Annotated in this window: 10 protein-coding genes, 1 pseudogene and 1 riboswitch; of the genes and pseudogenes, 9 read left to right on the plus strand and 2 right to left on the minus strand. The window is 40.7% G+C overall.

Annotated features, from left to right (window positions below):
• Nucleotides 1-86: 86 nt before the first annotated feature.
• The gene (locus AAHJ11_RS10430; RefSeq protein ID WP_148364856.1) at nucleotides 87-776 is read left to right on the plus strand and encodes a response regulator transcription factor; all 690 of its coding nucleotides are present in this window, start codon (nucleotides 87-89) and stop codon (nucleotides 774-776) included.
• Between the two features lie 27 nt (nucleotides 777-803).
• A complete protein-coding gene (locus AAHJ11_RS10435; RefSeq protein ID WP_195649448.1) occupies nucleotides 804-2,585 on the plus strand; it encodes a sensor histidine kinase in 1,782 nt (593 codons plus the stop codon).
• Between the two features lie 121 nt (nucleotides 2,586-2,706).
• On the opposite strand, the gene AAHJ11_RS10440 is transcribed toward AAHJ11_RS10435, so the two are convergent.
• A complete protein-coding gene (locus AAHJ11_RS10440; protein WP_413579538.1) occupies nucleotides 2,707-2,853 on the minus strand; it encodes a hypothetical protein in 147 nt (48 codons plus the stop codon).
• A 37-nt stretch (nucleotides 2,854-2,890) separates the two neighbouring features.
• Between AAHJ11_RS10440 and AAHJ11_RS10445 the strand changes: the two are divergent.
• Nucleotides 2,891-3,268: pseudogene (locus AAHJ11_RS10445) on the plus strand (DUF6377 domain-containing protein); the annotation flags it as partial.
• Nucleotides 3,269-3,597: 329 nt separating this feature from the next.
• Here the strand turns inward: AAHJ11_RS10445 and AAHJ11_RS10450 are convergent.
• Nucleotides 3,598-3,885 carry a hypothetical protein gene (locus AAHJ11_RS10450; RefSeq protein ID WP_148364854.1) on the minus strand — a complete coding sequence of 96 codons (288 nt, stop codon included), beginning with the start codon at nucleotides 3,883-3,885 and terminating at the stop codon, nucleotides 3,598-3,600.
• 51 nt (nucleotides 3,886-3,936) lie between these two features.
• On the opposite strand from AAHJ11_RS10450, the gene AAHJ11_RS10455 reads away from it, so the two are divergent.
• From AAHJ11_RS10455 to AAHJ11_RS10480, 6 genes are all read left to right on the plus strand, one after another.
• Nucleotides 3,937-4,881 (plus strand): DUF5106 domain-containing protein, encoded by a 945-nt coding sequence (locus tag AAHJ11_RS10455; protein WP_148364853.1) that lies wholly within the window; start codon nucleotides 3,937-3,939, stop codon nucleotides 4,879-4,881.
• Between the two features lie 305 nt (nucleotides 4,882-5,186).
• Nucleotides 5,187-5,387: riboswitch (cobalamin riboswitch) on the plus strand.
• Nucleotides 5,388-5,569: 182 nt separating this feature from the next.
• A complete protein-coding gene (locus tag AAHJ11_RS10460) occupies nucleotides 5,570-7,615 on the plus strand; it encodes a TonB-dependent receptor plug domain-containing protein (RefSeq protein WP_320974691.1) in 2,046 nt (681 codons plus the stop codon).
• Between the two features lie 19 nt (nucleotides 7,616-7,634).
• Entirely contained in the window at nucleotides 7,635-9,647 is a 2,013-nt protein-coding gene (locus AAHJ11_RS10465; RefSeq protein WP_148364851.1) for a YncE family protein, read from the plus strand.
• A gap of 49 nt (nucleotides 9,648-9,696) precedes the next feature.
• Nucleotides 9,697-11,007 carry a DUF5074 domain-containing protein gene (locus AAHJ11_RS10470; protein WP_320974693.1) on the plus strand — a complete coding sequence of 437 codons (1,311 nt, stop codon included), beginning with the start codon at nucleotides 9,697-9,699 and terminating at the stop codon, nucleotides 11,005-11,007.
• A 219-nt stretch (nucleotides 11,008-11,226) separates the two neighbouring features.
• Nucleotides 11,227-12,600, plus strand: a complete 1,374-nt coding sequence (locus AAHJ11_RS10475) for a tryptophanase (RefSeq protein ID WP_148364850.1) — start codon at nucleotides 11,227-11,229, stop codon at nucleotides 12,598-12,600.
• Nucleotides 12,601-12,680: 80 nt separating this feature from the next.
• The gene (locus AAHJ11_RS10480) at nucleotides 12,681-12,983 is read left to right on the plus strand and encodes a GNAT family N-acetyltransferase (RefSeq protein ID WP_148364849.1); all 303 of its coding nucleotides are present in this window, start codon (nucleotides 12,681-12,683) and stop codon (nucleotides 12,981-12,983) included.
• Nucleotides 12,984-12,988: the final 5 nt, after the last annotated feature.

The following is a 12,988-nucleotide window of genomic DNA, read 5'->3' on the forward strand; positions in this document are numbered from 1 at the left end:
CATCTGCCCGTAACAAAGTCTCCCCATCTTTGCAAAGGATAAAATAAAAACGTAACTTTGTCATATCACATTAATACATATATCTTATGAACGATTACCGTATTCTAGTTGTCGACGATGAAGAAGACCTCTGTGAGATACTGAAATTCAATCTTGAAAACGAAGGCTATGAGGTTGACACTGCAAACTCTGCCGAAGAAGCAATGAAGATGGACATCAGCAGCTATCATTTAATTCTCCTCGATGTGATGATGGGAGAAATCTCCGGATTCAAAATGGCGAATATCTTGAAGAAAGACAAGAAAACAGCGAAAGTGCCTATCATCTTTATCACGGCAAAAGATACTGAAAACGATACCGTGACCGGATTCAATCTGGGAGCGGACGATTATATTTCGAAACCTTTCTCTCTGCGTGAGGTCATTGCCCGTGTGAAGGCTGTACTAAGACGCACGGCAACAACGGAAACGGAAAGAGCTCCCGAACGTCTTACTTATCAATCGCTCGTCATTGACATCACCAAGAAGAAAGTAAGTATCGACGATGAAGAAGTGCCATTGACCAAAAAAGAATTTGAGATATTGCTTCTGCTGGTACAGAATAAGGGACGTGTATTTTCGCGTGAAGACATCCTGGCCCGCATCTGGAGTGACGAAGTGTACGTGCTCGACCGTACCATCGACGTAAACATCACCCGTCTGCGTAAAAAGATTGGTGTATACGGCAAATGCATTGTCACCCGTCTCGGATACGGATACTGTTTTGAAGCTGAATAAATAATTATGCCGAATTAAATAGTTATTATGAACCTGCCTGTAACTCAAAAGCATTTTCTTTCTTTCAGCCGGAAGCTTTTCCTTTCGGTTATCTCACTGTTTCTGGTATTTGCCATTTGTTTCATTGCTTACCAGTATCAACGAGAACGGGAATACAAAATAGAACTGCTGAATACAAAATTGCAAGATTACAACAGCAGACTCTACGAACAGTTGGACGAACAAGCCATTGACAGTGAAATAATCAATGGATATGTCAACAACCATATTCTGGAGGATTTACGCGTAACCCTTATCGATATGGAAGGAAATGTGGTTTACGACAGTTATCCGAGCCATAACAGCCAGATAGAGAACCATCAGAACCGTCCGGAAGTACAAAAGGCAATAAAGCATGGCAACGGGTATGACGTACGCCGTACTTCCGAAACAACCGGACTTCCCTATTTCTATTCAGCCACCCGCTATAAAGATTATATCGTGCGCTCGGCTTTGCCTTATAATGTCAGCCTCATCAACAACCTGCAAGCAGACCCGCACTATTTATGGTTTACCGTAATCGTAACCTTATTATTAATGGTTATCTTCTACAAATTCACCAATAAACTGGGGACTTCCATCAACCAACTCCGTGAATTTGCCATGCGCGCCGACCGGAACGAGCCTATCGAAATGGCTATGCAATCGGCTTTCCCGCACAATGAACTGGGAGAAATCTCCCAACATATCATTCAAATCTACAAACGACTGCACGAAACCAAAGAGGCTCTCTACATTGAGCGCGAAAAACTGATTACCCATCTTCAGATTTCACACGAAGGACTGGGTATATTCACAAAAGACAAGAAAGAAATTCTAGTCAACAACCTCTTTACCCAATACAGTAACCTGATCTCGGATTCAAACCTGGAAACAACAGAAGAAGTCTTTGCCATCAATGAACTGAAAGAAATTATTCATTTTATCAACAAGAACCAGCAAGAACGTTCAAGAGGAAAAGGTGAGAAACGAATGTCAGTCACCATCAACAAGAACGGACGGACATTTATCGTAGAATGTATCATCTTCCAGGATGCCAGCTTTGAAATCTCCATCAATGACGTCACCCAGGAAGAAGAGCAAGTAAGACTCAAACGCCAACTGACCCAAAATATCGCCCACGAGTTGAAAACTCCCGTCAGCAGTATTCAGGGGTATTTGGAAACCATTGTCAGCAATGAAAATATTCCACGTGAGAAGATCAACGTATTCCTCGAACGTTGTTATGCACAAAGCAACCGGTTAAGCCGACTATTACGCGACATCTCCGTACTCACCCGCATGGATGAAGCCGCCAACATGATCGATATGGAACGGGTGGACATCAGTGTACTGGTAGGAAACATTATCAATGAAGTGTCACTGGAACTGGACGAAAAGCATATAACAGTAATCAACTCCCTGAAAAAGAGCATACAAATCAAAGGTAATTACTCACTGCTCTATTCCATCTTCCGCAACCTGATGGACAATGCCATTGCATACGCCGGAACCAATATTCAAATAAATATCAACTGTTTCCGCGAAGATGAGAAATTCTACTATTTCAGCTTTGCCGACACAGGTATAGGAGTATCTCCCGAACATCTGAACCGCCTCTTCGAACGCTTCTACCGGGTAGACAAAGGCCGCTCACGCAAACTGGGCGGAACAGGGTTGGGACTGGCTATCGTGAAGAACGCCGTCATCATCCACGGCGGCAACATCTCCGCCAAAAACAATCAGGGTGGCGGATTGGAATTTGTATTTACGTTGGCTAAGGAAAAATAAGGTTCTTAGTCAAATTCCGTGTTACTTAATTTAGGCTAAAGCCCCTTACACATCGGTCTTTCAATGAGATTTACCAACACGAAACTTGACGAAGAACCATAAAGAAACAAGAATTACAACTCTATTTTAGCTCAAAAGGAACTCTGGACTTGACATCTGTAGCGGAAGATGCTATGACTGCCTCGAACTTACCCGCCTCTGACACCCACTGATGACGGGTGTCATCAAAGAATTTCAAAGCAGCTTCATTGACAGTAGATGATTTCAAATCACTGATATAAATTGTACTACTTCGCTACCCTCACGAGATGAAAGCCAAACAATTTGATGACATAAAAGAATTGACAGACTCTCCGATTATGGCACAGAATGAGTTGAAAGAGCTTTACCATAACTTCGACGCCATCTTTCTACATGTCTATCCCAATTTTGTCGAAGACTTCAACGCCCTGCTGCATCCCGACGAGCAGATTTTACTAAAAGATGGAGAATTACTGAACACCGAACTACGCATATATGCGCTGGTACGTCTGGGAATTAACGATAGCGTGAAGATAGCCGAATTCTTACATTGCTCTCCACAGACGGTCTACAACAACCGACTGAAGACACGCAACAAAGCCATTGTACCAAAAGATGAGTTCGCCAATACAGTGAAAAGTCTGGGCAAAATGCAAGAATGACCACTGTGCATACTTCCTTAAAAAAGGAATATTAAAACACACGAGAATGCAATAGATTGGATCACCGTGCGGAAGATTAACTAAATGCGTAGCATTTTCCTTCAGCGGAATCCTATATTTTACATTTTAGAACGTTTTTCTTTCAACACAAAAGTAATTTACCACTATATGACTCTTTTGGAAAGACAAATCATCGGTATACGGTCTTTTTGCCATTTTCCTTTTATCACCCGGCGAAGACCAACCAGCTCAAAAAAAGTCCCTTTTTATGCCTTCGCAGCTTCCTCACCGAGAAACCAAAGGTTTGTCGGTGAGAAACCAAAGCTATATCAGTAAGAAATGGAGGCTTTACTTACCCCCAAAAGTGCATATTCCTCGCTAAAACATACAAAATAAGCCGGAGTTTCTGCATATTCTTGCATTTGTTTATGCAATTTGTCTTCTGGTTTAATCATGTTGAAGTATTCTTTTTCGATGGAAATCTTAAAAACAGAACATGATCCTCTTTCCAGCTCATCCTTTCCCGAACTTCGCAAATTCACCATTTGAAACTCCGGTAACTGAAAAAAAGATGATTTTTTTGATAAAAATAAAAAGAAAGTTATCTTTGTCTTCAATACATGTATACTTCAATGCACATACATAAGTTAAACGAAAAATAGCAAGTCATGAAAACGAATATAAATATCCTATTTACTTTGTGTATTCTCCTTCTTTGTGCCTGCAAAAGTGGAAACGCTTCCAATCAATGTGAAAACGAAGCTCCCCGGGATACTATTACAACCTTCACCCTGCCCGCCATCCCGCAAATGATGACAGCTCCGGAGCAACGTGCAGAATTCCTCGTGAAGCACTATTGGGATCATGTCAACTTCGCCGACACCAATTACATCCACCACCCCGAAATAACCGAACAAGCCTGGGCGGACTATTGTGACATACTGAATCACGTCCCGTTGAAAACCGCACAAGAAGCCATGCGGAAAACAATCGAGCAAACGAACGCAGACAAAAAGGTATTCACCTACATCACCGATCTGGCCGATAAATATCTCTACGACCCCAACTCCCCCATGCGTAACGAAGAATTCTACATCCCCGTATTAGATGCTATGTTAACTTCCCCCCTGCTAGAGGAAATAGAAAAAGTACGTCCCAAAGCCCGCCGGGAATTAGCCCAGAAAAACCGCATCGGCACCAAAGCCCTGAACTTCAACTACACGCTGGCTTCCGGCGCGCAAGGTTCCCTCTACCAACAACAAACGGATTACATCCTGCTATTCATCAACAACCCAGGTTGCCATGCCTGCACAGAAACGATAGATGCCCTGAAAAACGCCCCTATCATCAACCAACTTCTGGAACAAAAGAAACTAACAGTCCTCTCCGTCTATCCTGACGAAGAACTGGACGAATGGCGCAAACATCTGAACGAATTCCCCAAAGAATGGATCAACGGATACGACAAGAAATTCGCCATCAAAGAACAACAACTATACGACTTGAAAGCAATCCCCACCCTCTACCTTTTGAATAAGGAAAAAACTGTGCTCTTAAAAGACGCCCCCGCACAAGCCATCGAAGAATACCTACTAATGAAAAGCGAACAGTAAACATACACTATACGAACTAATATAGGACACTTGATTAACATAGAAAAAATAGTGACGGTATATGGCAAGGATACCGTTAGTATCTTGAGCATATACCGTCACTATTTATATCGGATAGCGTCACCATTTTTCCAAAGTCCCACCAACGCTTACCCCTCCCCCACACCCACCTCACGAACACACCGCATGGTTTCCCGGCCTCGTTTTTCAGCGTCAAGCGCAGGTGTTTTCTTTTTGGTTCTTTCTCTTTCGTATCAAGACGAAAGAAAAAGAACACTCCCCCTTGCAAAAGCAAAATAAACTCGCTATCTTTGTCACGCATTGGTTCGCGACTCCCATGCGGGGGAAGCGATTAAAAGGGAATCAGGTGTAAATCCTGAACAGTCCCGCTGCTGTAAGTTCCATGTATGTTACAAGCAATTCACTCATTGCCACTGGAGACTAATCCGGGAAGGCGTTTGTAGCAGGAATAAGTCAGAAGACCTACCATGCAAATATGTTTCACTGCTTTCGAGGAAAAAGCGTTGAGTCTAATGAACGGGACAAGTCGTCCATCATTTCATTCATCACTCTGATTCAGAGAAAGTGTGTTAAAACGAATAAACTCTGCCAAGTTTATTTATGCGTGTCCGGTCGAAGGGATTTCGCCCGGACACTTTTAAATAGCAATAGACTGAAAAAGGAATAAATGAAAGAGAGAACATTTAAGAAAATGATCTTTGCAGTATTCTGCTGCCAATTCTTATCCATATCACTTTTTGCACAACAGCAAAAGGTAGATACGACACATACATATTCTATTCCTGAAATAACAGTATCAGATATCTACCAGACTCGCGAAGTACGTTCAACCGCTCCCCTGCAAGTATTCTCCAAAGACGCCCTGAAAAACCTGCACGCCCTGCAAGTCTCCGACGCAGTGAAACACTTTGCGGGAGTGACCGTGAAAGACTACGGAGGTATCGGCGGACTGAAAACAGTATCCATACGAAGCCTGGGAGCACAACATACTGCTGTCAGCTATGACGGAATTACCCTGACCGATTGCCAAACGGGACAAATTGATATAGGTCGCTTCTCGCTCGATAATGTTGACCAACTCTCTTTAAGCAATGCTCAAAGCGACAACATTTTCCAGCCTGCCCGCTTCTTTGCAGCAGCAGGCATACTGAATATACAAACACTTACTCCCCGCTTCGAGAAAGAAAAAACAACCAATATAAGTGCATCTTTCAAAACCGGTTCATGGGGGCTAGTCAATCCCTCCATACTATTAGAACAACAATTAAACTCCAAATGGACGGTATCAGTCAATGGTGAATGGATGTCTTCCGATGGACATTATCCATATACCCTACACTATGGAGATACAAAAGAAGATCTGACCTCTCGTGAAAAGCGGAAGAATACAGATGTGCAGATCTTTCGTGCCGAAGCTGGGCTTTACGGGAATTTTTCAGATAAAGAACAATGGAGACTTAAAGCATACTATTTTCAGTCGTCCAGAGGACTACCCAAAGCTACCACTCTTTACAATGATTATTCTCTCCAACAATTGTGGGACAAAAACACATTTGTACAAAGCCAATACAAGAAAGAATTCAGCCGTCAATGGGTATTCCAATCTTCTGCCAAATGGAATTGGAGTTATCAGCGTTATTTGGACCCAGACACTCCAAATTCTAAAGGTAAGACAGAAAACAGTTATTATCAACAAGAGTATTACCTCTCTGCTTCTGTTCTCTACAGGATGTTGGACAATCTTTCATTCTCTCTTTCTACAGATGGAAGCATCAATACAATGAATGCTAATCTTAATGAGTTTGCACAACCTACACGTTATTCATGGTTGACAGCTTTTGCTGGGAAGTACATGAATGATTGGCTAACAATCTCCGCATCAGCTTTAGCAACAATTATCAACGAGGATGTAAAAGAAGGGGGTAGTGCCGGCAACTATCGTAAATTAACACCGTATATAAGTGCTTCATTCAAGCCCTTTTATCACGAAGAATTCCGTATTCGCTTCTTTTATAAAGACATTTTCCGTTTACCTAGTTTCAATGATTTATATTATCAGGAAGTGGGAAACACTAAATTAAGACCGGAAAACGCACGACAATATAACGTAGGTCTGACATATAGCAAAAACGTATGTCCGTTCTTACCTTATTTATCTGCTACAATCGATACATATTACAACAAGGTGACAGATAAAATCATCGCCTACCCAACTAAGAATCTTGCCGTATGGAGTATGAGAAATTTGGGTGAAATTGAAATCAAAGGAATTGACGCCACGGGTAGTTTATCTCTTCAGCCCTGGGAAAGAATCCGTATTAATCTCTCCGGTAATTATACCTACCAACAAGCTTTGGATATAACTAATTCTGACCCCACTACCGAAGCAGGGAGGACTTACAAACATCAGATAGCTTATACTCCCCGTGTATCCGGTTCAGGACAAGCCGGTATCGAAACACCGTGGATCAATTTTTCGTATTCATTCCTCTTCTCCGGGAAACGGTATGTGCAGAATGAAAATATAGCCGAAAATAGTATGGAGGGTTATAGCGACCATAGTATTTCAATAAGTCGTAGTTTTCACATTCTAAAAACTCATACTTCAGTCAGCGTAGAAGTATTAAACATAGCCAACAAGAACTATGAGATTGTGAAGAACTTTCCCATGCCAGGACGCTCTTTCAGAGCAACTTTAAATATTAAATATTAAGAATAAAAGCAAGTAAATTATGAATATAAGAACAAAAATATTATATATATATCAGGCACTATTTTGCGCATTCCTGCCATTATTCGTAGCTTGCGATGACTTAGAAGACAAACCGACTTCAACAACCATAGATGGTAATATTACAGAAACCGGAACAGCCGAAATATATATATTAAGTGAGGGTTTGTTCAACTTGAACAATAGTTCATTAGCTAAATATTCATTCAAAAGCAACAAACTAGTCAAAAACTATTTCAAAGACTTGAATAAGCGTGGGCTAGGTGATACAGCCAACGATATTGCACTCTACGGAAATAAACTGTATATTGTAGTGAATGTATCGAGTACCATTGAAGTGATTGATTTCCAAACAGGTATATCGATCAAACAAATTCCCATGTTTACCGATAATGGAAGTTCCAGACAACCACGCCATATCGCTTTCTATGAAAACAAAGCATATGTATGTTCGTTTGATGGAACAGTAGCACGTATCGATACGACTTCGCTGCAAATAGAAAGTTTCACAAAAGCCGGAAGAAATCCGGAAAACATTTGTGTGAAGAATAAGAAATTGTATGTCTCCAACTCTGGAGGATTAGACTATTCGGAAGGACTAGGAGTAGATAATACAGTCTCCGTTATCGACATCGCATCTTTCACCGAGATAAAAAAGATAAAAGTTGGTCCTAACCCCGGCTGTATCTCACCAGGACCAAACGAAGCGGTCTATGTGGCAACCTATGGAAGTAATATTGCAGACGGAGATTTTAACTTCGTGAAGATTAATAGCCAGACGGACGAAGTAGAGCGCATTTATAACGAAAAAGTGATGAACTTTGCCATCGATAATAATAACATAGCCTATCTATATAATTATAATTACAATACCGAAGCATCGTCTATCAAAGTATTAAACTTAAGAACCGGAGAGACGATACGGGAGAATTTCATCACAGATGGAACTAAGATTAGTACTCCATATAGCATTAATGTCAACCCTTATAGTGGTAATGTGTATATCACAGAAGCATATAGCTATACGATAACCGGAGATGTATTATGTTTCAATACAAACGGTCAATTATTATTCAGATTAAACCGTATCGGTCTCAATCCCAACAATGTCATATTTAGCCAAAAAGCATCGACTGGTGATAGTGACGGAGAAGAATCCGACCCGAATGCCCCCTCTGCTTTTGCCAATAAAGTATTGGACTACAATCCGGCTCCCAGTCAATATATGAATACGGTTACCACAGCTTATAAAGAGAATTATACCGCTGAAGAGGTTAGAAAATATGCAGAAGAACAATTGAAAGATACCGATCTATGCTTGATTAGTCTTGGAGCATATGGTGGCTATATCACAGTAGGATTCGATCATACCGTTCCTAATGTCCCGGGTGAATACGATCTTAAGATATATGGTAACGCATACTATGATATGTTCGGAACATTGACCGGTGCTCTCGGGGGAAGCTCTGAACCTGGTATTGTATTAGTGTCCAAAGACACTAATGGAAATGGATTAGCAGATGATGAATGGTATGAACTGGCAGGAAGTGAATATAACTCTCCTGCTACGACCAAAAATTATACAATCACATATTATCGCCCATCCTCTCCGAAAGAAGATGTTAAGTGGACTGACAATAAAGGTAATGAAGGATATGTATATCGGAATGATTACCATACAACAAATTCTTATTACCCAGCATGGATAAAGGAAGATCAAATCACATTCCATGGAAGTCGTCTGAAAGATAATACAGTGAATGAGCCGCGTGAAAATATGCCCGAACATTGGGTGGGTTATTGTTATGCCTGGGGATATGCCGATAATCATCCGAATGGAGAAGAACAATGTAAATTCAAAATAGACTGGGCAGTAGATAAGAACGGAAATCCTGTCGTATTAGATGGAATCGATTTTGTAAAAATCTATACAGCAGTCAACCAAAGTAGTGGATGGATGGGAGAAATCTCCACAGAGCTACAGGCCGTTGAAGATTTACATTTCAAGAAATAGAAAGACAATAAACTATATATAATTTATTAATTCAAGAAAAATGAAGAAAATGAAATTCTTAATCAGCCAACTTTATCTGTTGGCATTATTCGCACTGCCATTTGTTTCAACATCATGTAGTGATGACGATGACAATAGCACAAAAGTAGAAATTACCAGTTTAGGTGTAGAAGATGGAACTACTATAGTAACAGGACAAATTATTCAACTTGAAGCTCTATTAAATAATCCACAAGGAGAAGTTCATTACTCATGGTCAACAGCTGGAAAGGAAGTCTCTACCCAAAACACTTATACTTTTCAAAGTGATGTCACAGGAACTCACACGATAACGCTAACTGTAACAGCCAACAATGAAGCGCAGGAAAAAAGTATTAATATAATGGTCGTTAAACCACCATTCTATGTTATTAATGAAGGTCAAGGCAAAGGTTCTGTTAATAGATACAAACAGGAACAATGGCAATATAATATAGTAGAAGGACTAGGAGTAACTTCAACTGTAGGTATTATCAATAACGGTTATATGTACATCGTTTGTAAACAAAGTCCTTTCCTTGTTAAAATGAATTTGGAAAATAACCAAATTGTGAATAAGATAGAAGACGGGTTAGACCAAAATGCACAAGGACAAAACTTTTGCATTGTTAATAATGAAACAGGTATTCTTACAACTAGTAATGGAGCATTCAAAGTTAATTTAAAGCAATTGACATTAGGTGAAAAGTTATCAGGTTTAGATGCAGTTAGTAGCGATAATGAAGATATATATAAAACAGACAAATACATATTCATTAGCAGCAAAAACACGATTAAAGTATATAATACCAATGATCTTTCCTTTAAACAAGACATAGCCTATCAAATAAAAACAGGATTCGCCCAAACCAAGGATGGCACATTATGGGCCGCAAATGGTAACAAATTAATTAAAATCAATGTAGAGACATTAGATTATGAAGAAGTTGAATTACCTAACGGACTAAGTGTTTATTATAACCAGTGGGCCTATACTCCTACAGGATTATGTGCATCTATAACAGAGAATGCATTATATTTAGTACAAATGTTTGAAGAAGGTTACAGTGTATATGGTAAGAACATTTATAAATATAATATAGAAACAAAAAATGCTACCCTATTCTTCTCTGCTCCTGCTGCTGATAAATCGGTATATGGAGCAGGTGTTCAAGTCGATCCCAGAAATGGAGATGTATACATTATCTATACAGAAGACGGATGGTTGACACATTATTTAAATACTAATATTTATATAGCAAATGGAGTCACTGGTACTCAAAAAGAAGTAATTGATTATACTGGGACTTATTGGTTCCCATCGACTATAGCCTTTCAATAAACATAGTACTACATTAGAAATCATCCTATAATTTTAAAGAGTCAGATATTCCCAATGGAAGTCTGACTCTTTTCATATCTCCACCCACCATGTTTCGATTTCCTACTATTTCACAAAGAGGCATCCACAACAGCCTCAATTTACAAAAAGTCATCATATATTTGCTAATCACGCAAATTTTAGCTACATTCGTCGTTCAAAACTATTAAATCTACGACAATGGAATTACCTTTTGCTGAATCATGGAAAATAAAGATGGTAGAACCCATCCGGAAAAGCACACGTGAAGAGCGCGAGCAATGGATTAAAGAAGCACATTATAATGTCTTTCAACTCAAATCAGAACAAGTTTATATAGATCTCATCACCGACTCCGGGACCGGAGCGATGAGCGACCGCCAATGGGCGGGAATGATGCTAGGTGATGAAAGCTATGCCGGAGCGACCTCATTCTTCAAGTTGAAAGAGATGATTACGAAACTAACAGGATTTGAATACATCATACCAACCCATCAGGGACGTGCCGCTGAAAATGTCCTTTTCTCTTATTTGGTACATGAAGGAGACATTGTGCCCGGAAACTCGCATTTTGACACCACCAAAGGACACATTGAGGGACGTCATGCCATCGCATTAGACTGCACCATCGATGCAGCCAAACAAACCCAACTAGAAATACCGTTTAAAGGAAATGTAGACCCTGATAAATTACAGAAAGCCCTCACAGAATACGCAGAACGGATTCCTTTTATCATCGTCACCATCACCAACAATACAGCCGGAGGACAACCCGTCTCCATGCAAAACTTATACGAAATACGTGCCATTGCCGACAAATATGGCAAACCCGTACTTTTCGACTCTGCACGTTTTGCCGAGAACGCCTACTTCATCAAAATGCGCGAAGAAGGTTACCGAGACAAAACTATCAAAGAAATCACACGGGAAATGTTCTCTCTTGCCGATGGCATGACAATGAGCGCCAAGAAAGACGGAATCGTCAATATGGGCGGATTTATTGCCACGCGGCGTGCAGACTGGTATGAAGGTGCAAAAGGTTTCTGTGTACAATACGAAGGCTATCTCACCTACGGAGGCATGAACGGACGGGATATGAACGCCCTCGCCATCGGACTGGACGAAAACACCGAATTCGACAACCTCGAAACACGTATCAAACAAGTGGAATACCTGGCAAAGAAACTGGATGAATACGGAATCCCTTACCAACGCCCGGCCGGAGGACACGCCATCTTCATTGATGCGCCTAAAGTGCTGACACATGTTCCTCGAGAAGAATTCCCGGCGCAGACGCTAACCATAGAACTTTACCTGGAAGCCGGTATCCGTGGATGCGAAATCGGCTATATCCTTGCCGACCGTGATCCGGTGACCCATGAAAACCGCTTCAACGGTCTTGACCTACTCCGCCTCGCCATTCCCCGCAGAGTATATACCGACAATCACATGAATGTAATAGCTGCCGCCCTCAAAAATGTATATGAACGCAGAGAAAGCATCACTCATGGAGTACGTATCGCCTGGGAAGCTCCCTTAATGAGACACTTCACAGTCCAATTGGAAAGATTATAAACTTGGAGAATATTTGTTCGCGTAAAACAAAAGTGTTCTCCAAGTGTTTATGTTATAATCGAACTTAATACGTAAAAATTATGGCAGAAGATCATAAATTAATAGACAACGAAGAAAAACATCGGTATGAGTTTCAGATCGATGGCAAAATAGCTGAAATAGACTATATCAAATCAAACAATGGAGAAATATACCTTGTACATACCGAAGTACCCGCTTCATTAGGCGGCAAGGGAGTAGGCTCACAACTTGCAGAAAAAGCATTGGCAGACATCGAGCGACAAGGTCTACGCTTGGTACCGCTTTGCCCGTTTGTAGCCGGTTACATTCACAAACATCCGGAATGGAAGCGAATTGTAATGCGTGGTATTCATATTAAATAAATACA

The organism is Bacteroides sp. 90-K9/2 (assembly GCF_047310725.1).
GTDB lineage: Bacteria > Bacteroidota > Bacteroidia > Bacteroidales > Bacteroidaceae > Bacteroides > Bacteroides vicugnae.

Bases quoted from the DNA above. Each gene is read 5' to 3' on its own strand.
- AAHJ11_RS10480 (WP_148364849.1), top strand. From the start codon at position 12,681: ATGGCAGAAGATCATAAATTAATAGACAACGAAGAAAAACATCGGTAT.
- AAHJ11_RS10460 (WP_320974691.1), top strand. From the start codon at position 5,570: ATGAAAGAGAGAACATTTAAGAAAATGATCTTTGCAGTATTCTGCTGC.
- AAHJ11_RS10435 (WP_195649448.1), top strand. From the start codon at position 804: ATGAACCTGCCTGTAACTCAAAAGCATTTTCTTTCTTTCAGCCGGAAG.
- AAHJ11_RS10470 (WP_320974693.1), top strand. From the start codon at position 9,697: ATGAAATTCTTAATCAGCCAACTTTATCTGTTGGCATTATTCGCACTG.
- AAHJ11_RS10475 (WP_148364850.1), top strand. From the start codon at position 11,227: ATGGAATTACCTTTTGCTGAATCATGGAAAATAAAGATGGTAGAACCC.
- AAHJ11_RS10465 (WP_148364851.1), top strand. From the start codon at position 7,635: ATGAATATAAGAACAAAAATATTATATATATATCAGGCACTATTTTGC.
- AAHJ11_RS10430 (WP_148364856.1), top strand. From the start codon at position 87: ATGAACGATTACCGTATTCTAGTTGTCGACGATGAAGAAGACCTCTGT.
- AAHJ11_RS10455 (WP_148364853.1), top strand. From the start codon at position 3,937: ATGAAAACGAATATAAATATCCTATTTACTTTGTGTATTCTCCTTCTT.